This is a genomic window from Pseudomonas oryzihabitans (genome assembly GCF_014522265.1).
Lineage (GTDB): Bacteria > Pseudomonadota > Gammaproteobacteria > Pseudomonadales > Pseudomonadaceae > Chryseomonas > Chryseomonas aestiva.
Genome location: NZ_CP017024.1, coordinates 4,453,397 through 4,477,924, shown reverse-complemented (window position 1 = coordinate 4,477,924; position 24,528 = coordinate 4,453,397). Strand labels below are relative to the sequence as shown.

22 protein-coding genes and 1 pseudogene are annotated in these 24,528 nt (G+C 58.9%); 5 read left to right on the top strand and 18 right to left on the bottom strand.

Annotated features, from left to right (window positions below):
- Positions 1-37: 37 nt before the first annotated feature.
- Together BGI51_RS20725 and BGI51_RS20720 are read right to left on the bottom strand one after the other, a co-directional pair.
- Positions 38-1,696 carry a methyl-accepting chemotaxis protein gene (locus BGI51_RS20725; RefSeq protein WP_187979572.1) on the bottom strand — a complete coding sequence of 553 codons (1,659 nt, stop codon included), beginning with the start codon at positions 1,694-1,696 and terminating at the stop codon, positions 38-40.
- A 297-nt stretch (positions 1,697-1,993) separates the two neighbouring features.
- A complete protein-coding gene (locus BGI51_RS20720; RefSeq protein ID WP_187981373.1) occupies positions 1,994-2,890 on the bottom strand; it encodes a LysR family transcriptional regulator in 897 nt (298 codons plus the stop codon).
- Positions 2,891-2,999: 109 nt separating this feature from the next.
- Here BGI51_RS20720 and BGI51_RS20715 point away from each other — a divergent pair, with 109 nt between their 5' ends.
- The 3 genes from BGI51_RS20715 to BGI51_RS23645 all read left to right on the top strand — a co-directional run bounded on the left by BGI51_RS20715 (position 3,000) and on the right by BGI51_RS23645 (position 5,247).
- Positions 3,000-4,484 (top strand): MmgE/PrpD family protein, encoded by a 1,485-nt coding sequence (locus BGI51_RS20715; protein WP_187979571.1) that lies wholly within the window; start codon positions 3,000-3,002, stop codon positions 4,482-4,484.
- A 151-nt stretch (positions 4,485-4,635) separates the two neighbouring features.
- Positions 4,636-4,830, top strand: coding sequence for a hypothetical protein (locus BGI51_RS23650; protein ID WP_252977146.1), 195 nt, complete (start codon positions 4,636-4,638; stop codon positions 4,828-4,830).
- Between the two features lie 51 nt (positions 4,831-4,881).
- Positions 4,882-5,247, top strand: a complete 366-nt coding sequence (locus tag BGI51_RS23645) for an NIPSNAP family protein (RefSeq protein WP_252977145.1) — start codon at positions 4,882-4,884, stop codon at positions 5,245-5,247.
- A gap of 14 nt (positions 5,248-5,261) precedes the next feature.
- On the opposite strand, the gene BGI51_RS20705 is transcribed toward BGI51_RS23645, so the two are convergent.
- Positions 5,262-6,272: an alpha/beta hydrolase gene (locus BGI51_RS20705; RefSeq protein WP_133860951.1), complete on the bottom strand. Its 1,011-nt coding sequence runs from the start codon at positions 6,270-6,272 to the stop codon at positions 5,262-5,264.
- A 72-nt stretch (positions 6,273-6,344) separates the two neighbouring features.
- Positions 6,345-7,097 carry a DeoR/GlpR family DNA-binding transcription regulator gene (locus BGI51_RS20700; RefSeq protein WP_187979570.1) on the bottom strand — a complete coding sequence of 251 codons (753 nt, stop codon included), beginning with the start codon at positions 7,095-7,097 and terminating at the stop codon, positions 6,345-6,347.
- A gap of 104 nt (positions 7,098-7,201) precedes the next feature.
- Between BGI51_RS20700 and BGI51_RS20695 the strand changes: the two genes are divergently transcribed.
- Positions 7,202-7,798 (top strand): NUDIX domain-containing protein, encoded by a 597-nt coding sequence (locus BGI51_RS20695; protein WP_187979569.1) that lies wholly within the window; start codon positions 7,202-7,204, stop codon positions 7,796-7,798.
- A gap of 36 nt (positions 7,799-7,834) precedes the next feature.
- Here BGI51_RS20695 and BGI51_RS20690 read toward each other — a convergent pair whose 3' ends face one another.
- From BGI51_RS20690 to BGI51_RS20660, 7 genes are all read right to left on the bottom strand, one after another.
- Entirely contained in the window at positions 7,835-8,395 is a 561-nt protein-coding gene (locus BGI51_RS20690) for a DUF1993 domain-containing protein (protein WP_187979568.1), read from the bottom strand.
- A 38-nt stretch (positions 8,396-8,433) separates the two neighbouring features.
- Entirely contained in the window at positions 8,434-9,066 is a 633-nt protein-coding gene (locus BGI51_RS20685) for a pyridoxamine 5'-phosphate oxidase family protein (protein ID WP_133860948.1), read from the bottom strand.
- Positions 9,067-9,436: 370 nt separating this feature from the next.
- A complete protein-coding gene (locus tag BGI51_RS20680; protein WP_133860947.1) occupies positions 9,437-9,907 on the bottom strand; it encodes an Lrp/AsnC family transcriptional regulator in 471 nt (156 codons plus the stop codon).
- 14 nt (positions 9,908-9,921) lie between these two features.
- Positions 9,922-11,217, bottom strand: coding sequence for an NAD(P)/FAD-dependent oxidoreductase (locus BGI51_RS20675; RefSeq protein ID WP_187979567.1), 1,296 nt, complete (start codon positions 11,215-11,217; stop codon positions 9,922-9,924).
- A 75-nt stretch (positions 11,218-11,292) separates the two neighbouring features.
- Positions 11,293-12,132: a transporter substrate-binding domain-containing protein gene (locus tag BGI51_RS20670; protein WP_187979566.1), complete on the bottom strand. Its 840-nt coding sequence runs from the start codon at positions 12,130-12,132 to the stop codon at positions 11,293-11,295.
- Positions 12,133-12,187: 55 nt separating this feature from the next.
- Positions 12,188-12,952: an amino acid ABC transporter ATP-binding protein gene (locus BGI51_RS20665; protein ID WP_133860944.1), complete on the bottom strand. Its 765-nt coding sequence runs from the start codon at positions 12,950-12,952 to the stop codon at positions 12,188-12,190.
- Between the two features lie 14 nt (positions 12,953-12,966).
- A complete protein-coding gene (locus tag BGI51_RS20660; RefSeq protein ID WP_187979565.1) occupies positions 12,967-13,932 on the bottom strand; it encodes an amino acid ABC transporter permease in 966 nt (321 codons plus the stop codon).
- A 470-nt stretch (positions 13,933-14,402) separates the two neighbouring features.
- On the opposite strand from BGI51_RS20660, the gene BGI51_RS20655 reads away from it, so the two are divergent.
- Positions 14,403-15,107 carry a glutathione S-transferase family protein gene (locus BGI51_RS20655; protein ID WP_187979564.1) on the top strand — a complete coding sequence of 235 codons (705 nt, stop codon included), beginning with the start codon at positions 14,403-14,405 and terminating at the stop codon, positions 15,105-15,107.
- A gap of 108 nt (positions 15,108-15,215) precedes the next feature.
- Here the strand turns inward: BGI51_RS20655 and BGI51_RS20650 are convergent.
- The 7 genes and pseudogenes from BGI51_RS20650 to BGI51_RS20620 form a co-directional block, all read right to left on the bottom strand.
- Positions 15,216-16,360 (bottom strand): annotated as a pseudogene (locus BGI51_RS20650) (mechanosensitive ion channel family protein).
- A gap of 494 nt (positions 16,361-16,854) precedes the next feature.
- Positions 16,855-18,870 (bottom strand): peptidase U32 family protein, encoded by a 2,016-nt coding sequence (locus tag BGI51_RS20645; RefSeq protein ID WP_187979563.1) that lies wholly within the window; start codon positions 18,868-18,870, stop codon positions 16,855-16,857.
- Between the two features lie 276 nt (positions 18,871-19,146).
- Positions 19,147-19,473, bottom strand: a complete 327-nt coding sequence (locus BGI51_RS20640) for a hypothetical protein (protein WP_187979562.1) — start codon at positions 19,471-19,473, stop codon at positions 19,147-19,149.
- 413 nt (positions 19,474-19,886) lie between these two features.
- Positions 19,887-20,423 carry an Eco57I restriction-modification methylase domain-containing protein gene (locus tag BGI51_RS20635; RefSeq protein WP_187979561.1) on the bottom strand — a complete coding sequence of 179 codons (537 nt, stop codon included), beginning with the start codon at positions 20,421-20,423 and terminating at the stop codon, positions 19,887-19,889.
- 148 nt (positions 20,424-20,571) lie between these two features.
- Positions 20,572-21,327 carry a hypothetical protein gene (locus BGI51_RS20630; protein WP_187979560.1) on the bottom strand — a complete coding sequence of 252 codons (756 nt, stop codon included), beginning with the start codon at positions 21,325-21,327 and terminating at the stop codon, positions 20,572-20,574.
- The gene (locus BGI51_RS20625) at positions 21,324-23,318 is read right to left on the bottom strand and encodes an ORC-CDC6 family AAA ATPase (RefSeq protein WP_187979559.1); all 1,995 of its coding nucleotides are present in this window, start codon (positions 23,316-23,318) and stop codon (positions 21,324-21,326) included. Before BGI51_RS20625 ends, BGI51_RS20630 begins: the two co-directional genes overlap by 4 nt.
- Positions 23,319-23,320: 2 nt before the next feature.
- Positions 23,321-24,226 carry a phosphoribosyltransferase-like protein gene (locus BGI51_RS20620; protein WP_187979558.1) on the bottom strand — a complete coding sequence of 302 codons (906 nt, stop codon included), beginning with the start codon at positions 24,224-24,226 and terminating at the stop codon, positions 23,321-23,323.
- Between the last annotated feature and the right edge of the window lie 302 nt (positions 24,227-24,528).

Here is a 24,528-nt window from a genome sequence, read left to right as displayed (position 1 = left end):
CGCCCTCGTCAAAGGGCAACGTATTGCCGGCCCGATCTCAGGCCGGCTCTTCGAAACGGGCATAGCCCACGGGTATGCCGCCTTGGGTGGCATGCCGCGAGCTGTCGACCCGCGCAGCGGCGCGCTTGGCCAGCCCCGGTCCCGAGCGTTTGGGAGCGGGGCGCGTCAGGTCCTGCCCGCCCAGGGCGCTGTTCAGGGTGAAGAACTCCATCAGCTGCTGGAGCAACTCGGCCTGGCTGCTCATCTCTTCGGCAGTGGCGGCCAGTTCCTCGGACGCCGAGGCGTTCTGCTGGGTGACCTGACTGAGCTGCAGCATGGCGCCGTTGATCTGCTCGACGCCGGAGGTCTGCTCTTCCGAGGCGGCGGTGATCTCCTGCACCAGGTCGGAGGTCTTGCTGATGGAGGGCACCATCTCGTCCAGCAGCGCGCCGGCACGCTCGGCCAGGGCCACGCTGCCCTGGGCGACGTTGCTGATCTCCTGGGCGGCGACCTGGCTGCGCTCCGCCAGCTTGCGCACCTCGGAAGCCACCACGGCGAAGCCCTTGCCATGCTCGCCGGCGCGCGCCGCCTCGATGGCGGCGTTGAGGGCCAGGAGGTTGGTCTGGTAGGCGATGTCGTCGATGATGCTGATCTTGGCCGCGATGGTCTTCATGGCCACCAGGGTGTCCCTGACGGCCTGGCCGCCTTCGTTCGCCTCGCGGTTGGCCTTGCCGGCCATGCCGTCGGTGACCTTGGCGTTCTCGGTGTTCTGGGCGATGGACGCCGACATCTGCTCGACGCTGGCGCTGGTTTCTTCGACCGAGGCGGCCTGTTCGGTGCTCGCCTGGCTGATGCTCTGGGCGGTGGCGGAGATCTCCTCTGAGGCGCTGGCCAGGCCATCGGAGGCGCTGCGGACGTCGCTGATGATCTGCGACAGGCGCTGATTCATGCCGTCCATGGCGCGCAGCAGCGCGGCGGTCTCGTCCCGGCCTTCGGCGTCGATGCGCTGGGTGAGGTCGCCTGCCGCCAGGCGATCGGCGATCGCGACGGCCGCGCGCAAGGGGCGGGTGATGCTGCGACTCATCAGGAAGCCGAGCAGGATGCCAAAGGCCACGCCCACCGCGATGATGCCGATCAGCATGACCCGGCTGCGGGCATAGATCTGGTCGGTGAGGTCGTTGGCGTCGCTGGCGTTCTGCTCCTTGCGCTTGGACAGCTCGGTCATCAGCACGCCCACCTGGTCGCCAAAACGGCGGACACTGGCCAGCTGATTGTCCAGCTCAGGATCGGCATCACGCAGCGTCCGCTTGCCGGCGATCGCCATGGCCTGGTCCAGCTGAGAGGTATAGCTGCCGAGCAGCTCGTCGATCTGCCGGAAATTGGCGGCCGATGCCTCGCTGCTGAACAGGGGGCGGGCCCTGGCGAGATTGTCCCGCACGTTGGCGAGGCCCAGCTTGACCTCCGCCTGGGCACGAGTGCGATCCTCTTCGGAGGTTGCCAGCAGGTAGTTGCTGCGCGCGCGGCCGATGAAGACCAGATTCATGTTGGCCTCCTTGATGTAGGAAAGGCCGAGCAGCTCGTTCTGATAAAGCTGAGTGGCCAAATCATTGATCTGGCTGCTGTTGCTGAGGCCCGCCAATCCCACCACCAGGCTGATGGACGCCACGGCGATGAAGGACACGATGAGGCGGGTGCCAATCCGGAAATTCTTGAACATCTGAAAGCTCCTCGGAAAAGGACTAGCGGTCACGGCTAGCTGCAAGCGACGACGGGATAGTGACGTCAATAGTCAGGCTTTCGGATCGAATATCTGGAAGTTTATGGTGGCTCTTTGCCGCATTTACAAATGGCCGCCAATTCGCCGAACTTTCCTGAAGTTTGGCCAATAAACGTTGTTGCAATAGCTTTTTCGAGAAGACCAACCAAATCGGGTGGACCGCACTGGACCCTGGATTAGCCTCCTGGCTCGATTCGTCGTGATCGACCGTTCTGCATTGCGCGACGGGATGGGGCGCTAGATTGCAGCTACCTGCTGTTTGAGCAGCTCGCGCAAACGCTGGGCAGCTGGGCTAAGTAGCTGGCCGTGCCGGGTAACGATACCCAGTGAACGGGTGATGGAGGGTTCAACCAGGGGCACGGCAACCAGACAGGTGTCGAGCGCACTGCTGGGAATGGCCAGGCGCGGTACCGTGGCCACGCCCAGTCCGGCGGCCACCAGGTCGATCACGGTTCTAACGTGTCGCGCTTCCAGAACCGGTTTGGGCAGGTTGGGGATCTTGGCCAGGGCCAGATCCAGCAGCATGCGATTGCCACTGGCCTTGTTGACTGAGATGTACCTGTGACCATCGAGCTCTGCCCAGCGCACTGCAGCGCGCGCAGCCAAGGGATGAGTGCTGCGGCAGACCAGCACGAAGTCGTCCTCATGCAGAGGTTCGAAGACCAGATTGCCTTCCTGGGCACCCAGGTAGTTGATGCCGAAGTCCGCCTCGCCACGCGTCACTCGGGTCAGTACATCACTGGCGCCTTCGTCCATCAGCCGCACCAGAATGCGCGGATACTGCTGTTGATACTGCTCGAGCACCTGGGGTAGGAGCTGATTGACCGCCGTGGGGACGCAAGCCAGGGTGACCTCGCCGGTCAGACGGTTCGCCGCATCCGTTACGTCCAGCAGCGACTCGTCGAAGTCGTTGAGAACCTGCCGAGCGCGCCCGAGAAAGGCTCGGCCAGGCGCGCTGAGTTCGATACGGCGCGTGGTGCGATTGAGCAGGCGGACGCCAACGCTGGTCTCCAGCTTGATGATGCGGCGGGACAGCGCAGGTTGGGACAGATGTAGCTCCCGTGCGGCAGCGGCGAAGCTGCCAAGATCCGCCACCGCGACAAAGGCACGCAGATCGCCCATATCGACATTCATGTTTTTCATGCATGGGTCCATTTGATAAATGCAGTTAAGTTTAGCGGGCTGCTGACTCATGCTGTGCAGGCGCGCAACGCCCACCAAAACCACAACATCGGAGCCTTGCATGATTCCCTTCAATCGTCGCACCTTGCTCAAGCTCAGCGCCGTCGCCTCGGCCGCCGCTGCCGTGCCCCGCTTTTCCCTGGCAGCCAATGCCGTCCCAGCCGCCCCAGCCGTCGCATCCCCGTCGGCAGCCAGGGAGGGCGAGGACACTACACGTATCCTGGCGGCCTATCTGGTCAAGGCTCGCTACGACGACCTGCCGGCAAAGGTGCGCAAGGAAGGGATACGGACTCTGCTCAACTGGGTGGGTGTCGCCGTGGGCGGCTCGCATCATGAAACGGTCGTTCGCGCGCTGCGTGCGCTTCAGCCGTTCTCCGGGCCTGAACAGGCCAGTCTGCTCGGCCGGACCGAGCGACTCGATATCATGAATGCCGCCTTTCTCAACGGCGTGGCGAGTCATATCTTCGACTACGATGACACCCATCTGAAAACCATCATCCATCCCGCAGGACCGGTGGTATCCGCCATCCTCGCGCTGGCCGAATACCGGCCGGTGACGGGAGCGGATTTTCTGAATGCCCTCGTGCTGGGTGTGGAAACCGAGTGCCGCATCGGCAATGCCGTCTACCCCAATCATTATGATGTGGGCTGGCATATCACCGGCACGGCGGGGGTATTCGGCGCGGCGGCGGCGGCCGGCAAGCTGCTGGGGCTCAGTGAGCAGCAGATGGTCTGGGCGCTGGGCCTGGCCGCGTCCCAGCCGGTGGGCTTGCGGGAATCCTTCGGCTCCATGAACAAGAGCTTCAATCCCGGTCGGGCGGCCAGCAACGGGCTCTTCGCCGCATTGCTGGCGGGGCAGGATTTCACCAGTTCCCAGGGTATGCTCGAAGCCAAGCGCGGCTGGGCTCACACCATCAGCACCAAGCAGGACTTCGCGCAGATTACCGAAGGCCTCGGTACTCGCTACGAAGCAGCCCTCAACACCTATAAACCCTTCGCCTGTGGCATCGTCATCCATCCGGCGCTGGATGCGGCCATCCAGCTGCGCAACCAGTATCAGCTCAAGCCCGAACAGATCGCCGAGGTGCGCCTGCGCGTCCATCCCCTGGTGCTGGAGCTGACCGGCAAGCAGACCCCCACGACGGGCCTGGAAGGCAAGTTCAGCATCTACCACTCGGTGGCCATCGCGCTGATCCAGGGCGCCGCGGGGGAGCGGCAATACAGCGATCAAGCGGTGCAGGATCCCGCAGTGGTTGCCTTGCGAGGCAAGGTGATGGCCACGGTCGATCCTGAGATCAAGCCGCAGCAGGTGGACATGATCGTCGTGCTCAAGGATGGCCGCGAGCTGCATAAATATATCGAGCACGCCATCGGCAGCGTGGAGGTGCCCATGACCGACGAGCAGCTCGAAGCCAAATTTCGTGACCTCGCCGAAGGCATCCTGCCAGCCAAGCAGACCTCGGCACTGATTGATACCTGCTGGAAGGTGGAGCAGCTGGCGGATGCCGGCCAGATCGCTCGAGCCGCGCGGCAGGGAACAGTGTAGTGCGGGTCTGCCACGGGGTCTGAAGATGTGCTGGCATTATGAATCGCTGCAGCGATTCTCTCGGTGCTCGTGCAGTCTTTGGGCGGCTCCTGGTTGGCCTCATGAAGGCACGCCTGATTATCGACCTTGATTCGTGCAGGGAGACGTCAACATGATCCATGAGCTGACCAAGCTGTCGGGCCCACTACTCGAGCTGCCGAGGATCTCGACCGCGGCCGTGAATTGGATGGCAGGCGCGGACACCGGACCTGTCCTGGGTTATTGGCATTCCGCAGTCGGCGAGCTCGGCGGGGTCCTGATCTTGCGCAGCTTTGCCAGCTATGACGAGTTGGCGACGGAACGCTAGCGCTACAACCAGAGTGCCCAGCCATTCAAGGACAAGGGGCTGATCCGGTCCGTGCGACAGGAGAGCTACCAGGCCTTTGACTTTCTTCCGGCCATCAAACCGCGCGCCCATGGCGGCCTCTACGAATTTCGCACCTATTGGCTGAAACCAGGTGGCCTGCCAATTACGGTCGCCGCCTGGCAGGCAGCGCTGGAGCCGGCAAAAGCCTATACCGATCACCTGGTGACCAACATGGTCGCCCTGGACGGACCCCTACGTATCACGCACATCTGGGGCTTCGAATCCATACAGCAGCGTTTCGACCTGCGAGCAACGCACTATGCGGCAGGGCTGTGGCCGCCCCGCGGCGCACCCGAACAGATTGAGCGTGCCACGTCCCTGATCGCCCTGGCAGGCGAGCATTCGCGCTTACGCTAGGCAACGCTCGGCGATCACGCCTGGCGGCACCAAAGGGCCTCGACGAAGCCGCGAATCTCTTGGGCCAGGTCGTCATCCTCTGCTGTTCCGCCCATGAAACCGCCGTGGGGCATGCCTTCGCCGAGGTAGAACTCGACAGGCACCCGGGCGCGGCGCAGCCCACGATGCAAGCGCGCCGCGTTGGACAGGAACAGGTCGCGGGTGCCCGTTTGCAGGAAGGTGGGCGGTAATCCCTCAAGCTGGCCGAACAAGGGCGAAAGATAGGGGTGGGCGAGATCCGCGTCGCCCGCATAGAGTTGATTGATGGGCATCAGGGGGAGGGGCAGCATCACATCCACATGGCGGTTGGTGTGGAAACTGTCGCCGGATTCGGTCAGATCGACTTCCGGCGACAGCAGCACCAGCCCGGCGGGCATCGGCAGACCTTCGTCGCGACTGCGCAAGAGCGTCGCCAGCGCCAGGTTGCCACCCGCCGAGCGTCCGATGAGAACGATATCGGCAGGCGAGTACTGGCTCAGCACATGCCGATAGGCCGCAAGGCAGTCATCCAGCGCGGCAGGATAGGGAAAGTCAGGCGGCAGGCGGTAATCCACGCCGAAGCACCGAACGCCGTAGCGGTCGGCCTGTTGCTGCGCGCCGACGCGGCAGGCCTCGCCACCGCCGAACAACAGGGCACCACCGTGCAGGTCGATACAGGCTCGCTGGGGGTGTGCCGATCCTTCAGGCGTGGCGACATGGATTTCGGTTTCACCGAGGATCAGGGTGTCGACACTGGCGCGGGGGTGGCTCGCCATGCCTTTCACCGCCACCTCATAGTGGTCGTTCACCTGGTCCTTGAGCGCTTGCCAGGCTGCCTTGTCCGCTAACGGCGGTAGCGGCTGAAGCGCATTGACCGGAAGCCCCTGGGCAGTGACCAGGCGTTGCAGCGCAGCCCTCGCCGGCGCGCTGATCGAGGTGGGAAAGGGCACGATGCGTTGCGGCACCGACACGCCTTCAGACGGAAGGGTGGTCACGGCCTTGGCCATAAGCGACTCCGGTATTGGGTGCAGTGGGGGACGGCGATGGAGGGGCGAGTCGCCACTCCCGCTAGTCGGGCATCAGGCATGGATCACGGACACTGCAGCGCTCAGCGCGCCGAGCACCTCATCGTCAGGCGCCGCATCCGTTATCAGCGTACTGACGTCGGCCAGCGGGATGATGCCGTAGGGCGAGGCCGCGCCGAGTTTTTCCCGCGTCGCCAGGACCAGGGTCTCCGCCGCCTGGCGGCTGATGATGCGCTTGATCGCCGCTTCCTCGGCATTGCCGGTGGTGGCACCGGTTTCCGGATGCAGACCGGTCACGCCCATGAAATAGCTGTCGACCCGCACCCGGGCGATGGCCTCCGCGCAGGCCGCCCCCAGGGTGACGATGGAATGCTTGAACAGGCGGCCGCCCACGAGCTCGACCTCGATCAGCGGATGCTCGACCAGCTCCACCGCGATGTTCGGGCTATGGGTTACCACGGTGATCGCAAGATCCTTGGGCAACTGGCGGACGAGTTGGACATTGGTCGTGCCGCCATCGAGAAAGACGATCTGCCCTGGCTGGATCAAGCGCGCACCCGCCCGGCCGAGGGCCACCTTGCTGGCCGTGGAAGCCTCTTCGCGCTTGGCGTAGTCCGCGACCGCCGCCGAAGCCGGCAAGGCACCGCCATGCACGCGTTGCAGCACACCGTCAGCCGCCAGTTCCCGCAGATCGCGGCGAATGGTGTCTTCCGAGACCCCCAGCTGCTGGCTGAAGGTCTTGGCGACCAGCCGTCCTTCCTGGCGCAGTACCTGCTGGATAAGCGCCTTGCGTTCACGGGTGAGCATCCGGGACTCCTGCACGAAAATTCTTGACGTTGCACGAAACTGCACGAATTCTAGCGCGAAGCCCCAGGGCGGTAAACACCGCTCGCCAACCCAGAGGACTGCCCATGAGCATCGCCCCGCGTATTCGTGTCGAAGAGGTCGAGGTTTTATCTGACGACTGGTTCGTGCTGAAGAAAACCACCTTCGCCTTCCTGCGCAGTGACGGCACCTGGCAGCGGCAATCGCGAGAGACCTACGATCGCGGCAATGGCGCGACCATCCTGCTCTACGATCCCCAGCGGCGTACCGTGGTGCTGACGCGCCAGCTGCGCTATCCGGCCTTCGTCAACGGGCACGACGACCTGCTGATCGAGGCGCCCGCCGGCCTGCTCGACGCCGCCGAGCCCGAGGTGCGCATCCGCGCCGAGGTCGAGGAGGAGACGGGCTTTCAGGTGCGGGAAGTGCGGCAGGTGTTCGAGGCCTTCATGAGCCCCGGTTCGGTGACCGAGCGGCTGCATTTCTTCGTCGGCGAGTACGCTCCGGGCGATCGCACGTCGGCCGGCGGTGGCAATGTCGCGGAGGGCGAGGACATCGCCGTGCTCGAAGTCGACCTGGAGGAGGCGCTGGCGATGATCGATGCCGGGATCCTGCGCGACGGCAAGACCATCATGCTGCTGCAGTACGCGGCCCTGAGGCTCATGCCGCGCCTGGCGGTCAGCTGATCGCCAGGGCTGCCTTGGGCGTTCGCCGCCTGGCGGCTAGGACGACGCCCCAGGGCGCAGGTAGGGCAACACATGGGCGATATAGTCGGCCTTGCCCAGCTCGACGCCCTGGGCGCGCAGGATGGCGTAGGCAGTCATCACATGGAAGTAGAACTGCGGCAGGGCCCAGTCGCGGACGTACTGTTCGGCCGTGAAGTCGAATACCAGGCCCTGGGGCAGTTCGTGGGCGACCGGTGCGCCTTCCTGGATGGAAAGGCCTGTGCCTGAGATCGCCTCTATCCTGTCCAGGGTTTCGCGGATGCGGGTCTGTGCCTGGGCGAGGGTGCCCGGTTGTTCGCCGGCGTTGCGGCCTTCGTTGAGCAAGTCTGTCAGTTCGGGCGGAAAGGCCTGGTCGTGCAGTCTCAACATTCCTTCCTGGGCCTGGACGCAGGCGAAGCGGATCTGGGTGGCGAGGGGAAACATGTCGGGCGCCAGGCGAGCGGCCAGCAGCGTCTTGGCCGTGCCATCCGGCCGTTGGGCCTCGGCCTTGCCGAGCCAGGCCGAAAGGGCGCCAAGCAGATTCCTGTAGGTGGGGACGAGAATATCCGTGAAGGTCATGGCGGGTCCTTGCTGGGTCTGAAGCAGGGTGGGTTAGTCTAGTAGAGGGTGTTGGCGATGCGCTGCGGCAGGGCCCGGTCGTAGGCATCGCCGTCTATCTGGGTCGGACATAGCTGCTTGAGGATCGACCCGGGAGAGGGCAGGGCACTGCGCGGCAGGTGCCTGGTGGCATCCCACAAGCCGGCCCTGATCACCGCGCGGCTGCACTGGAAGTAAACACTGCTGACTTTGATCTCCAGTACCGTCCGCGGGCGCTGACTCTTGACCTCGAAGCGCGCCAGCAGCGCGGGATCGACGGCTATACGGGCGGTGCCGTTGATCCGTAGCGTCTCGCCAATGCCGGGAATCAGGAACAGCAGCGCTACCTGGGGATCCTGGAGGATGTTGCGCAGCGTATCCAGGCGGTTGTTGCCCCGGCGATCCGGCAGGTAGAGCGTCCTGGCGTCCTCGACCTGCACGAAGCCGGGCGCATCGCCGCGCGGCGAGGCATCCAGTCCCTGGGGCCCTGAGGAGGCTAATACCACGAAGGACGCCGCCTCGATGAAGGGCTGGTAGGCAGGGTGAATGTGGTCTGTTTCCTTGAGGATCGAGGGTGCCGCAACCTCGCCGTAGAGACTTTCCAGCGATTCCAGCGAGGTGATGTAGTCCTGTTCCTGGTTGTCCTGCTCCATGTGAGACTCCTGGTTTGTTGTGCTCTGCGCGCCTTGGCTCACGCGTGGCTCTTCCGGTGCCAGGCGTTCGCGACAGGCGAAGGGTTGGCTGAACTGTAGCCGATACGGTGGAGGAGAGCCCGGTCTGTGGGCATGTTCCCGCGAGCGTCGCTTGCCTAGCGACCTTCGCCAGCCAGATGGAGAGTCCGTCCGGCGAGTACAGCGTTCGTCATGGCCAGGAGGTGGGAGGTCGTCGAGAGCCTGGGTGGACGGCTGTCGGGGGAGCCGAGCTGGGGTATGCCGTCGGTTGCTGCAATGCAGTCAGGCGATACATGAGCCACTGGCGAGGGAAATGGCTATCGAGACTGGGTTTGGGCACGATTGCGCCCGTTCAGATCGTCAGTTTCCGGCTGAACTTCGTTTCCATCACGATGTGCGAAGCGGTGTGGGCGACACCCTTGATCATGTTGATGCGGGTGAGCTCCGCATTCAGCTCGCCGAGCGTATGGGTGGCGAGGTGGATGATGAAGTCGGATTCACCCGACACGGCATACACGGCCTGTACCGCTTCCATGTTGCGCAGGTGCGTCATGACATCGGTGTAGCTCTTGTTGGTGCAGGAGGTCATGGTGAAGCAGTTGATCACCTGCTGCAGGCGATCCTGATCGATGCGGACGCTGTAGCCGGTGATCACGCCAGCCCGTTCCAGGCGGGTGATCCGCTCCTGTACGGCGGAGCGTGAGACGCCAAGCTTGCGCGCCAGGGCCGCGGTGGGCTCGCGGGCATTGGCCTGCAGCAGCGCCAGCAGTTGCCGATCCTTCTCGGTCAGCTGAAACAGCGCTCCGGTGTTGCGTGCATCCATGACCTTTCCTCGGCTCAACGGTGTCCGTGCGCCCGGGCTTCCTGAAATCTGTCCATCAGCTTGAGATAGGCATAGACGGTCTGCGCGGCCGCTGGTCCGACCGGACCACCATTCCATTCGAGGCCGTAGGCGGAGAACAGCCGATAACGATCCGTCTCGCCACAGATGGCTTCCGCTATGACGCGGCCCCCGATCGGTGCGGTGTTCATACCATGGCCCCCAAATGAAGTACAGGTCCATACCCCTGTCGCCAGGCGACCGATGTGCGGCATCTTGTGGCGCGCATAGCCCATCAGTCCGGACCAGGCTTTGGCGATCTTCAGACCCTGCAGCTGGGGATAGACAGCGAGGATGTCGCGGGTGAGCAATTGCCCCAGCCGCTGCTCGTCCTGCAGGTTGTGAGTGGTGATATGCCCGCCCCAGAGCAGACGATCGCCTTCGACGATGCGGTAGTAGTCCGAGGCGCGTCGGTTGTCGCCGACCGCATCCGTGGTGGTCACGGCACTCGCGAGCCGCTCGCCCAGAGGCTCGGTCAGCACCACGTAGGTGGCGATCGGCAGGAAGGCGCGGCGGAGTCGTCCGAATTCCGGACCGCCATAGCCTCCGCAGCAGTAGACCACGTCGCGACAGGTCACCGAGCCTTGGTCGGTCGTGACCCGGTGACGGTCCGCCTGGCTCACCACCTCGCGCATGGCCGTGCACTCGTGGATCACGCCACCGCCGGCCTCGAATAGCTCCGCCAGGCCCAGGCAGTAGTTCAGGGGGTGGAAGTGAAAGCCATGGGTGTCGCGTAGCGCCTGAAAATAGCGGTCGGTCTTCAGACGCTCCCGGATCTGCTGGGTGTCCAGATACTCCAGTTCGAAGTCGAAGTCCCGCGCCATGCGATCGCGGGTCCGTTGCAGATTGATGCCATCCTCGTAGCGCACCACGCTGAGCTTGCCGGCCGTGGGTGCACAGCCGGGCAACTGGTGGCGGGCGATGGTGTCCCGGACGATGTCGACACCCTCCAGCGACAGCCTGAACAAGGCGGCCGCGGTCTGACGGCCGCAGCGCCGTTCGATCGCGGACAGGCCTTCCGACCAGCCCTGCAGGACGAATCCGCCGTTTCGGCCGGAGGCTCCCCACGCCACGCGATTCGCTTCCAGCAAGACCACCGAACGGCCACGCGCCAGCAGCTCCCAGGCCGTGCTCAGACCGGCCAGGCCGCCGCCGATGACGCAGACGTCCGCCGCCACATCGCCTAGCAAAGGCGCGCGTGGCGTGGTTGCACGCATGGTTCCGGTGTAATAGTTGTTGCTGTAGGCAGCCATCAGCGGGTGTCCTTTTTCGGGCAGCAGCGGTCCACGCACCCGCCGCATGACGGGTACGGGTGTCTGAAGCGATGGTTACTGAATCAGGGTGAGGTCAGTGCCGTACCATTTCTGCGAGAGTTGCTTGAGCGTGCCGTCGGCCTTCATGTCGGTGATGGCCTTGGCCAGCTCCGCGTTGAAGGCCTCGTCGCCCTTGTCGACCGCGATGGCGAGGGGTTCGTAGTAGGCCGGTTTGCCCGCTACGGCGGCGATGGGGTAACCCGCCTTGATGGCGCCCAGCACGGTCGGCAGTGCCGACAGGGTAGCGTCCAGCCGGGTGCCGTTACCCATGCGCAGATCGTCGAGCGGCCCCATGCTGTCGCCATAGGTGAGGACTTCGCCAGGCTCCACCTCGTAGGTGAACGCGGGTACATCGGCGGCATCGATCTTCAGACGCCTGTTGATGTAATCCTCTGAAGTGGTACCGGCTTCGACGCCGATCTTCTTGCCATTCAGCGCGGAGAGCGTTGTCTTGGCCGCGTCCTTGTGCACCGCGAACACATAGGGCGTGTAGTAGTAGACGGCAGGGAAATCGAGTACTCGCGCCCTTGCGGTCGTCGGCGTCATGGAACCGACGGAGAGATCCCAGCGATTGGCCCAGCGACCGGCGGTGATGATGCCGTACTCGGGCGTCACGAAGGTCACCTTGGTCCCGAGTCGACGCCCGATCTCGGTCGCCACGTCGATGTCGAAGCCGCGCAGCTGATTGTCCTCGCCAAGAAAGGACTGCGGCGGCCAATTGGCTGCGGTTGCCACCTTCATGACCTTGGTCTGGTGAATGCGGTCCAGGGTCGCGCCGGCCCAGGCGGAGGGCAGGGCGGCACTCAGGGCGGCAGCGGCGGCGACAGCGGTGAGAAGACGAGTGGCTGGGATCATGGTGATGTCTCCGGATACACGTTTGTTGTTGTCGTGAGGGGTGTAACGGCGGTGGTCAGTGACTGAGGATCTGCGAGAGAAATTCACGCGCGCGCGGCTGGCGCGGGTTGTCGAAGAATTCGTCCGGACGGGCCTCTTCGATGATCTGGCCCTGGTCCATGAAGATGATCCGGTCGGCCACCCTGCGGGCGAAGCCCATCTCGTGGGTGACGCAGAGCATGGTGATGCCGTCCTGAGCCAGCTCGCCCATAACATCCAGGACTTCCTTGACCATCTCCGGGTCGAGCGCCGAGGTCGGTTCATCGAAGAGCATGATGCGTGGCTTCATGCACAGTGCCCGGGCAATGGCGACCCGCTGCTGCTGGCCGCCGGAGAGCTGGCCGGGATACTTGTCCGCCTGGTTGGCGATCCGTACCCGCGCCAGGTATTGCAGGGCCAGTTTTCGTGCTTCGGCCTGGTCGAGCTTGCCCACCAGCCGCGGGCCCAGCATCAGGTTCTCCAGCACCGTCAGGTGTGGGAAGAGGTTGAACTGCTGGAACACCATGCCGACCTGTCGGCGGATACTGGCCACGCTGGCCGCTTCGCGGGTCAGCACCTGGCCGGCGATCCGCACCTCGCCCTGCTGGAAGTCCTCCAGCAGGTTCAGGCAGCGGATCAGCGTCGACTTTCCTGAGCCGGAGGGACCACAGATCACGACGATCTCGCCGTTGCCGATGTGCAGGTCGATCCCCTTGAGGACCTGGAAGTCGCCATACCATTTCTGCAGATCGCGTACCGCGACGGCCGCATTGAGGTTGGATGAAGCCGAAGTTTGATGCATGGGGTGCTCCCGGGTTAGCGATGGGCGCGGTCGAAGCGCTTTTCCAGACGGGCCTGCACGGTTTCGAGCAGGATCGACAGCATCCAATAGAGCACTGCGGCCGTGATCAGCATTTCCAGGTGGCGGAACTCCGCGCGCCCCTGGGTACGCGCCAGGAACATCAGCTCCCAGACCCCGATCACCGACACCAGCGAGCTGTCCTTGAGCATCGAGATGAACTGGTTGCCGGTCGGCGGAATGATGAGCCGCATCGACTGCGGCAGGATCACGCGAGTCATGGCCTGGAAGGGCGTGAGGCCGATTGCCCGGCAGGCCTCCCACTGCCCGCGCGGGATGCTGCTGATCCCGGCACGAAAGATCTCGGTCATGTAGGCGCCGTAGCACAGCGACAGTGCCAGCACCCCCGCGGGCACCGCGCCCACGACATAGCCCAGTTGGGGAATGCCCAGGTAGATCAGGTAGATCTGGATCAGCAGCGGTACACCGCGAAAGAACGAGGTATAGAAACTCGCAATGGCGACGGCGAAGCCGTTGGACGAAAGGCGCGCAGTGGCGCCCAGCAAGGCCAGCACGAAAGCGATGGCGATGGATAGCGCCGAGACGTAGACGGTGGTGAACACCCCTTGGGTGATCATGAAACCGACTTTGCTGAAGATGAAGCTGTAGGACAGATCGAAGGTATCGAAGAACAGCAGGAACAGCAGCAGCAACTCGCACCAGACGGTGGCCACCTGAGCCTTCAACGGAAATCGGCCAAGGATGAACAGGTTCAGCATCAGGGTAAGGGTCAGCGTCCCGGAGACCGCGATGTTGCGCAGCATGGGGGCTTCCAGGTCGAGCACGATCGGTCCCATGAGACGGGCCAGACCGCCTTCGCCGACGCCATAGACACAGGCCAGCAGAAAGACGGCGGCGGCTACCGCGGCCATGAACGGAAGGCTGTCTGTCGCGCGGGGTTTGACGATGTGGTCGCGATACATGGTTCGGTCCTCACGCGCTTGGCGCTTTTCTTGTTGTGAGGCCATTGTAGGCAGGCGTTGTGCAGGGCAGTACCCGGCGAAACGGGTCAATTCGCTGGTAAATAATTGAAAATCGACGGGCATGACCTGTCGGTTTGACGGCTTGGGTTGGCGAATGGATGGAGCGGCGAAAGTGGCTGAGCGCTGTAAGCCGACCTCTCTGGAAGGCCAGGTCCTCTGCCTGACGACCGTCTCCGAGCGGTCGGCACTCGGGCCATGACAGTCATCTCGGCGGCCGATTTCTGCGGTGATGCATTCCTCGGGTCCCCTGTCGGGGAGCGGTTGCTCGCGGCCTGGCGATCCCACCCGAGCTGGACTCTTGCGGTCTAGGCGTGGTCCTAGCAAGGTGAGAGCCGCCGCCGAGCTGGTCCGACCCTCCTGCGGGCTGCCGTTTCTGGATGGCTTGCTGAACAACCAAAAGGAACCTCCTGATGACCCAACCCTTACGTCTGTACGAACTGACCGGCGCCGACGATAGCTGCCGCTTCAGCCCCTATTGCTGGCGCATACGGCTGGCGCTGGCGCACAAGGGGTTGCCGGTGGATACCGTGGCCTGGCGCTTCCACGAGAAGGAGGCCATCGCCTTTTCCGGCCAGGGCAAGGTGCCGGTGCTGGTCGACGGCGACCAGTGCGTGAGTGACAGCTGGACCATCGCCGAGTATCTGGATCGCCAGTACCCTGAGCGGCCTGCCCTGTTGGGCGATGCCTCGCTCAAGGCAACGACGCGCTTCATCAACCAATGGGTCGCGGACAGCGTCCATCCGGCGCTGGCGCGGTTGATCCTGCCCGACGTCCATGGGGTGCTGGATGAAGCCGACCAGGATTATTTCAAGCGGACGCGCGAGGCGGCATTTGGCGTGTCGCTGGAGGCCCTGGCTGGGCAACGCGACACCTCGCTGCAGGCCTTTCGCGACGTCCTGAAACCCCTGCGCAGCACCCTGGCGGTGCAGGATTACCTGGCCGGCGAAGCCCCGGCCTATGCCGATCACATCGTCTTCGGCGCCTTTCAGTGGGCGCGGATCGTCAGTGCCCAGGCGTTGCTGGCCCAGGACGATCCCATCACCGCCTGGTGCGAGCGGATGCTCGACGCCTACGCTGGCGTTGCGCGCCACACACCCGCGGCAGCCGAACGGTAGTTCGCCGCTGCGTCTGAGCCGGCGGCTCGCCCGGGCCTGCCGTCGAGGCGTCCACCATAACGAACGACCCGACGGCAGCGCCGGCACCCCTAGGTTCCTGGCGCAATCCTACTGGATCACTGGCCGGTGCTGGCCAACCGACTCATTCTCTTCCTGCCGATCCCGCTCGGCCATGAAGTCCCCGGGCAGGGATTCGACGTACAGGCTTCTGCTGGAGAGGGCGAAGCGCACGCCGATTTTGGCGAAGGCTTCCATCATCTCCAGATTGATCGCCTGCTGGATGTCCATGTACAGGTTGTAGCTGGCATCCAGAACGATGTAGACAACCTCGAAGTCCAGCGAGCTGTCGCCGAAGGCCAGCAGATGAGCCCGGTCAAAGCGCGTCTTGTCCTGCCGTTGAATGATGTCTTTCAGGGAGGCAGTCACCTGCCTGATCTGCTTCGGCTGGCTGGCATAGGTCAGGCCGAATTTGAAGACGATGCGACGCTCCTGCAGCTTCTTGTAGTTCTGGATGGTGCTGCCGATCATCTCGGCGTTCGCCATGACGATCTGTTCGCCGCCCAGACTTCTGATCCGGGTGGTCTTCAGGCCCACGTGCTCGACGGTGCCCGCCAGCGAGCCGACGACGATGAAGTCGCCCACTTCGAAGGGCTTGTCCACCGCGATGGAGAGGGAGGCGAACACATCGCCGAGGATGTTCTGCACCGCCAGGGCGATGGCGATGCCGCCCACGCCGAGGCTGGCGACGAAGGCGGTGATGTTCACGCCGAGATTGGACAGCATCGCCAGGCCGACCACGGCCCAGAGCAGCACCTTGGCGCCCCAGAGTGACAGGGTGGCCAGGGCGCTGCCCTGGTAGACGTCCGCCTGGCTGTGCTTGACGAAGTAGTGGTGCAGCGCCAGGGCCACCGCCCGGTTGGCCCACAGCCCGGCCTGCAAGGCCGCCACCACGAACCAGAGGCTGCTGACCCGCGTCAGCCAGCGCTCGGGAGATCCAGTATTCCCACGCCGATCAGGATGGCGGCCAGCAACAGCAGGGTATTACTGGTGCTGGAGAGCACCTGGATGGCGATATGGCTGACATGGGCACCCGGTTTCTCGGCGCGGGTCCGCAGATTTCTCAGGACGAAGCCGATGATGGTGCGGGCGAGGGTGAAGCTGAGCAGGATGATGCACAGCATGGCGAGCCAGTTGGCCAGCGAGATGCCGAGCAGACTGGTCGATAGCAGGGTGTTGAAAAATCCGAGATCCATAAAGCAAAGGGGTCTTCTAGCCGGTTCAGAAATCGCCACGACTCGGCCGCGCAGGCGCGGTCGCGACTCGTTTTATCCCAGCGCGCTCTTGGTCAACTGGAACACAGGACGCCGTCCGCCGGCTCGGCCATTCAGCCAGGAAACCGCGGCAGGCATCAGCCAGGTTGGAGTCCATTGCGGCGGTGCCGTGCACTTTTTTTCAGGGTTCGGGACCGTTCGGCGCGTGCCGATCAATCGGCTAGCAAGCGCGAGCGCCTCTGGCCCGGTGGTTGCGGCGGGCGGTGCCAAGCTGACAAAAAGTGGGCTCCCCCACCCTCGACGGCAGGTGGTAAAGGAGAGGGCCAGGCGGGAGGATCGAGCGCCGGTCGCGCGCAGGGAAGCAGCAAGTGGCGGCCCGACCGGGTGACCGACAGCGTCCCAGCCGCCTGGCCCCGGGGGTGATTACCTGGTGTGCGAGACCTCGGTGCAGATCAGTCCCGAGCGCCTTGCCGGGCTCAGTGACTGTACCCGGTCGGCTTGTTGCGAATGGTCTTGAGCAGGTCCTCCGGGCTGATGCTGGCCAGCGCCTTGGCCGCGGCCTGGCTGCCCGGCAGCGGCAGGTCGAGGATATGGCCCTTCATCTTGCCCACCACATGCATCTCGCAAGGCTTGCAGTCGAACTTCAGGGTCAGCACCTCGTCACCATGGACCAGTTGCATGGGCGCGACCTTGGTGCGCACGCCGGTGACGCCCTTGGCCTGCTTGGGGCAGAGGTTGAAGGAGAAGCGCAGGCAGTGCTTGGTGATCATCACCGGCACCTCGCCAGGCTCTTCGTGGGCCTCGTAGGCGGCATCGATCAGTTGCACACCATGGCGGTGGTAGAAGTCGCGGGCCTTCTGGTTGTAGACGTTGTAGAGAAACGACAGGTGCGACTCGGGATACACCGGCGGCGGACTGGTCTCGGCCTTGCGACGGCCGCGCGGGTGGGCGGCGATGCGCGCCGCGGTCAGCTGCTCGATGGCCTCGCGGCGCAACGCCTTGAGTTGCGAATTGGGTATGAAGAAGGCCTGGGGGGCATCCAGGGTCACGTTCACCGCGTGGTACTCGGTGGTGCCCAGCTGGGTCAGCAGATCGCGCAGCCCATCCAGCGCCTGCTCCGGCTTGTTGGCCATACCGAAGGGACCGTCCAGGGCAACGGTGACGCTCATGCCTTCCTCGCTGATGGCGGTCAGCTGCAATCGCTGCTCGCGCAGCTCGGCCTGCCAGCGCACACCGATGCGGCGCTCGGCGCTGGTCTTGAGCAGGGCCTGCTGCCAGTTGTGGTCAAGGTTGCGCGACAGCGGATGATTCGGCCGCAGGCGGAACAGCCCCTCGGGCATCTCGTTGGGTTCGACGCGATAGCGATAGCGCTTCGCCCCGTCTTCTTCGAATTCGCCCTTGAGCTCGGCAACGTTGGCGCGAAAGCCCACCACCTCGCGCTTGACCAGCACGTTGAGCCCGTCGCCGTTGGACAACGGCTCTTCGGTCACGGCGATGAAGTCGCGCTTGCTGACCTTTTCCACCTGACCCACCGGCAGCCCGGTAAAGGTCGGCGAGTCGAAGGCGCCGATGTCGACCTTGCGGTCGGTGACGAAGTAGTCGGTACTGCCGCGGTGGAAGGTCTTGTCCGGATCCGGCACGAAGAAGTGCGCCGTGCGGCCGCTGGAGGCGCGCGCCAGGTCGGTGCGGTCTTCGAGGATCTCGTCGAGCAACTGGCGGTAGTAGGCGGTGATGTTCTTCACGTAGCCCATGTCCTTGTAACGCCCCTCGATCTTGAAGGAGCGCACGCCGGCCTCGACCAGGGCACGCAGGTTGGCGCTCTGGTTGTTGTCCTTCATCGACAGCAGGTGCTTCTCGAAGGCCACCACCCGACCCTGGTCGTCCTTCAGGGTGTAGGGCAGGCGGCAGGCCTGGGAGCAGTCGCCCCGGTTGGCGCTGCGGCCGGTCTGGGCATGGGAGATGTTGCACTGGCCGGAGAAGGCCACGCACAGGGCGCCATGGATGAAGAATTCGACGGCCGCGTCGGTCTCGGCGGCGATGGCCGAGATTTCCTGCAGATTCAGCTCGCGCGCCAATACCAGCTGGGAGAAGCCGGCCTGGTCGAGAAACTTGGCGCGTGCCAGGGTGCGGATGTCGGTCTGGGTGCTGGCATGCAGCTCGATCGGCGGGATGTCCAGTTCCAGCACGCCCAAATCCTGCACGATCAGCGCATCCACGCCGGCGTCGTACAGCTGGTGGATCAGCTTGCGCGCCGGCTCCAGCTCGTCGTCATGCAGGATGGTGTTGATGGTGGTGAACACCCGCGCGTGATAGCGCCGGGCGAATTTCACCAGCTCGGCGATCTCGCTGACCTCGTTGCAGGCATTGTGCCGCGCCCCGAAGCTCGGCCCGCCAATGTAGATGGCATCGGCCCCATGCAGAATGGCCTCTCGCGCGATACCGACATCGCGGGCCGGGCTGAGCAATTCCAGATGGTGCTTGGGCAGGGACATGGCGGTTCTTCTCGATCAGGCGTGGCACGGCAAGGCGCGCATTGTAGCGGGCGAGGGGGAGGAGGGCACGCCTGGGGTGCTGGGTGGTTACTATGGATACGGAGTCTGATCTGTGTGGCATCGCTGTAAAATGCTAGATGAACTAGACCAGTCAACGGAGCCCGCTCATAAAAAGTGAGTAAAACACGTTTCGTGGCTTCTATAGCAATGCAGGAACAAGTGTATGCGAGCTCAAGGCTAAAAAAATAGGTAGACAAAGCTGCCAAGAATCAGCCGTCAGAGATGACTTATTAAAGTACTCGGCTCTGAAGTGCTTTCCATTTTCTCACTGTGGGTGAAGCTTTTTAGGCAGGTAATTTTTTTACCCCATGCGAGTTCGTAGTGTATGTTTTTCTCAATGTCCAGGCATGTAGAAATATCTTTGGTTTTGTATGCAAAAATATAGTTCTGAAAATGTGTAGGATATTGCTCAGCCAAATCGAAATACGCTAAATTTTTTAAATCCGTAACTTTGATGAATTTGGCGCCGGCTCCTTTCAGTAGCAAATGCTCGCCATCTTTATTAGTTAGGGTTGTTCTCAGGAAAAATAGAGTTTTGAGCACCAGATCTTGTCTTGTTTTGATAAATAGGATGCAGTCTGTCGATTTGTGGATGTCCTCGGTAGGAAATAGACCAAATGAAAAATGTGCATTTCTGGACACGCGCTTAACTGCAATGCAAAAATCGTTTCTGTGATTAGAGTAATTTGTCCAAAAATTAGAAATGAATGAGTTGGAGTGAAAGTTTCCCAGTTCTTTGTAGTTTTGTCTTATGGGGCCTCTGGTTATATGGCAAAAGCTTGATAGTGGAAGTGATGACTTGGGGGTGAGGCGTGAAAATTTGTACTTACTTCTATAGTAGGAGTGATCGAGTCTGTAGCCTGATGACGAAAGCTCGTCAAGAGAAACATTTATGTCTGAGTCTCCCGAGAGATTTCTTAGCTTTACATTTTTTTGGCGTACTCCTTTTTTAAAAACTAATAAATAAAATGCCCCTCAATTTTGTCAAAAATTTTCTTGGGCAATTGGTAGGCAAACGTGATTGCACCTTGAGAAAGCACCCAGAACCGCTCTGTTTGTAGTCGAACAGAGTTAACTATCGTGTCTGGGACAATGGCTATTAAAGTTCCATTTGGTAGCAAAAGCTCAATGCATTTTTTAAAAAAAAGATATTCTATAGGTGCCTTTCGATCCCCTAAATCCTTCCAGTTTTCCGCCCTGCCTGAAAAAGGTGGATTAGTAATGATTAGGTCGAAGCGATTTTTACTATTTTCAAGAGCCCAATTAGTGAAATCAGCATTTATCGCAGATAGCTCAGGGTGAATCAGCTTAATAGCATCCAACCTACGGCTATCAATGTCCACAAGGGCTAAATTTTCGTTTAGTTGAAAGGGATATAAAGCCTGTAGAAGCGCACCTTCACCCACAGCCGGCTCTAAAATTATTCTCGCCGTTTTAGGGACATGTTTTTTAGCTAATCTGACAACTTCGTATGGGGTTTTGTGAAAGTGCATTATTATGGTACCAAGTAATGGTAGTAGTGGCGGCGCCCTATGCCTTTGCTACGACCAGGCTTTTTACTTGGCTGATCGTAAAGTATGCGAACAGAATTTTGGTTTTCTAATGCGAACAATATTGCCGCAAGCGAGTTAGGTTTTGTACCTAGGGGATAACATAGTTTATTGTGCCGGGTTCATTTGATTTTACTTTGTGTAGTGATCTTAATGCATCTGTACAACTGCTCGCACTGCAGTAAAAAATTCGTCCACTAAATGACTGGTCAGTTAGTGATTGCAGATTGCGGCGAATTGATTTGGTTTCCCATCCAGGCTTAAAAGCAGGAAGTCCAAAGAAAATTCTAGCCTCTTCGCTAGAAATATCATATGTCTCGATCGCACTCTGCAGTCGGCCGCCTTCAAAACCTACAAAGAAGATAAAACGTCTGAGCAGGTCGTTATCGACGGGCATCGATATTGTAGGTATGCCAGCACCTTCAAACCCAGATATCTCTTCTGAAAGAGAGAATTCTTCTTGGTTAAGAGCGCTGGTTTCACCAGAAGTATACTCAAATGGCTCCACATATAAAACAATAACGCGTAGTCCGCTGAATTGATGAAGAGCTTTTAATATCAACGCCAGTTCGGGAATGTCTAAGCTCGTAGAGTCGATCAGTACAGAGGTGAAGGCATGTTGATTTACGTATTCGGGTAATAGGTGGCACTCAACTGGAACGTTATTTATCATGATATCCAATGACTCTTGGCGATATTGTATTGCCAACGTCAGTGCGCACTGGTGTCTTACAAAGTCGACTGAGTACTCTGATCGAGAGTCAATAGCTGTCCCAAATATTCCGTGCGAAAATTCAAATGGAAATGAATACGGTTCAAGACTAAACGTAGATTTTACTTCGATCATAGAAGTGTGGCCTGTTTAGGAGAGTCTGTGGGCTCTTCAGCTCCCCACAGACGGAGGCTCCTTCTTAAATCATTATTTATAGCAGCCTCGCCACTTATGTACATCTTTCGAAGCGCGGAGGCTTCTATTTCTATTTTTCTACCTTTTCTATAACTAATCAAGAAAAAAGGTGCATAAATAGGGTTTAAAACATAATCGTATGTAGCTGCTGACGCTGAAGATTTGTTCTTTGTGGACTCAATTGCCTTGAGAACCCCCCATTTTTCTGCCTCTTTAAAGAACCGGTCATCTTCTTCTGTTAAAGGGGATATTTCTTCTTTTATTCCAAAGTGAGTAACTTCGGTCTCACTCTGAGTGTCTCTATCCTGGCATAGCTGAAAAATTTTACCAATTGCTTTGACAAAGTTGCTGAGTTGTGAGCCAAGCGGCGTAAAGCGATGAATTTCTTTAATTAGTTCGTCGCTGGTATTTCTTGCAGCTAAATGTTGGAGTTTTCTATCAACGGTAAAACTTTCGGAAAGTGCACTGTCGTCGATTAGTGAGAAGGCGCTTTTGCACAGCTCTAGGAAATGCCGAACATTCCCGCCTGATAGGGCAGAGTAAACGTCAAATCCAGAATAAAAAGTACTGCTCGCTTTGTTAGCGCGTATTATTCTTAAGTAGCATCCAATGAAATTGTTATGCTCCCAATCTGTCTGGTTGTTAAATTTATTTGCTTCTCCTGATTTAAGTTTTTCAAGCTCTGCTAGCACCTGATCTGGCGTAAGGTTTTTTCGGTAAAGTAGCGAGGTGCATACAACAGTTGCTTTTTTATGGTTATAAAGAATAAAGTCATTTGCGGTTAAATGCTTGGTTGATTTTTGCGTGAGAGCTCGCTCAATCTCTGTAACTACTTTGTTGAAATATCTGGGTGTTGAAAATATTTCATCGGCTAGATCTTGATGAGTTCTCCCTGGGAAGATTTTCTCAATCAGAATTCGGCAATTTTCCTCGTGCTTAACTGTGTGTCTTTTATCTAGTTGGCTGGCGTCAGAGCATCCGGATAAATCTATTTTTAGATCTTTGGCGATAGAAGGCGACGCTTCAGTCAGTTTCTTCAAAAAGATTTCTGCCACAAAAATTTCGAAGCTGTTTTCATTAATTAGCTTGTCTAAATTTACTATTGTATAGTCAGCTCTATTTTCAAGCTTTTCATCGCTGAGAGTAAGCGTCTCAGACATGCCATTAAGTTTTATGGCGATGTTGAATATTAGTGGGGGCTCGGAGCCCTTGATCAAGGTGTTGATTACCCTCTGTTGGTAATCTAGTAAATTTTCGTATTCGTCTATATAGACTGAGTAAACTGTATCTTTCAAGCATGGGAAAATAGATATGACACTGCTTACGATGAAGCGTAAAAATGAGATCGGAAGTTTCTCTAGTCTATCAATGCCGTGAATGTTTTGAATCGCGAGTTCTGTTTTTACTATTCTGGAATTTATCTCCCGCGCGACGGCTCTGAATTTTTTGCTTTGAAATCCAAAATCTTCTATCCCTTCTAGATATGATGATTCTATATGGTGAAAGTCAATTTTTCTATAACTGCTTTCCGAGATTGCTATTATGCTTGATAGGACTTCCAGGCTAAGTTTTAAGTTTAAGTAATGGTCAAATACTGGAAGCCATGATTCGTTATCAAGACCTCGCTTCTGCATAAGACGTAGAAATTGCGTGTCAGCTTTCCAGTATAGGCCGATACGATCTGTAGCGTCATCAGGGATATCTGATCTGTTAGGTGAAAATTGACTGTTATACGATAGGTAGCGTAAAAGCATCGTTTTTCCGCTGCCTCTGCCTCCTTCCAACCTAGTTGGCATTGTTGAGATTAAATCAACTTTTCTAAAAAAACGTGGTATTACAAAATCGCTCCAAACATCTTTTCCTAAGTGCTCGGATCTGTTTTTGGTTAAAGAGTGCTTTACTTGTGATATTTCATTGGCGACGTTTTGCATTGCTACCTCCTAACTAGAGGGCTAAAGGTTTCGCTTTCATACCAGTAAAGAGGTAGGCTGGCATTTGGGGTCGCATGGTAATAAGAAAAAGTCAGAGCTAAATCTTTGTAGCCTTTGGCCATGCCCTTGTAAAGTCTTTTGTTCAAATGTTTTTTTGAGACAGATAAGTATAGATCCTCTAGGTCGCCTATTTGTGCCATTTTTTCAATTTTAAAAAAACAATTTGTATTGTCAATTACTTCCACTGCACTTACTTTTATTTTGGGATGATCTTTTATAAGTTTATTTATTCCGTCTTCGTGCGCCAATAGTGGTATGTATGAAAAATCTACCTCAGGATATCTTTCAAGTTTAAGTCCTTTTAGAAAATCTGATGCTTGGTTTCCTGTGGCCAATACGTCATCAATGAATACTATAGTTTTGACTCCTGCCTTTACGTTGCTGTCTATAAGCCAAGGCCATATCATGTAGTCGTCATTTATTCCCAGCTGTCGACGATACATCCTTGCAATCGATGGCCCACTTTTGGTGGGCGGGTCCGCATCGCGTATGACTGGTACTATTTTTATAGAATTGTCAATTGTCTTGGAACTAAAAATTTTTATAAAATCTAGGCCAGAAATGATTGCGTCTGGAGTGTTGTAGACGGCGAATGGCAGTGCACATTCAAGCGCGGCGATGAGCAATGATGTAGTCTGTTGCGCTGATCGATAGACTAGCCCGTCAAGAAGAAGTGCTGCTATTAACTCTTCTTCCTGGCTTTTGAAGTTATTTAGCCAGCTCTCTAGGCTGCTGTGAGATATCGAGTCCCAAATCTTTTGGTCGATTAATAGCTTTGCGTATTGTTTTACTTTTAGGGCGTATTCCGGGGTCTCATCTAGCAGAGTTTTGTAAGATACATTATCCATATGTCGAGCTCCTGATTTTGAGGAGTTTTGGTCTTAAGAGTTTTTAAAATAGAAAATTTTAAAAAGTGGCTTCTGGGTTTTTGTTTTTTGCTACCTAAAGAGATGAAAGGCCATAGCTTTAGTCAGTCAAAAAATACCTCATCCCGACCTTCCGGCTCCATCTCAACTCAATATAGCGCGCAATCAACGGTGCAGCCCGGCTCCTTGGCCGCTAGCGTCCCGTATTGGCTAGTGAAGGTCACCGCCTCCGGTGCCAAGACCAGCCCGGCTGTTCGTTCAGGTCCCTTATCAGCACCTCCAGC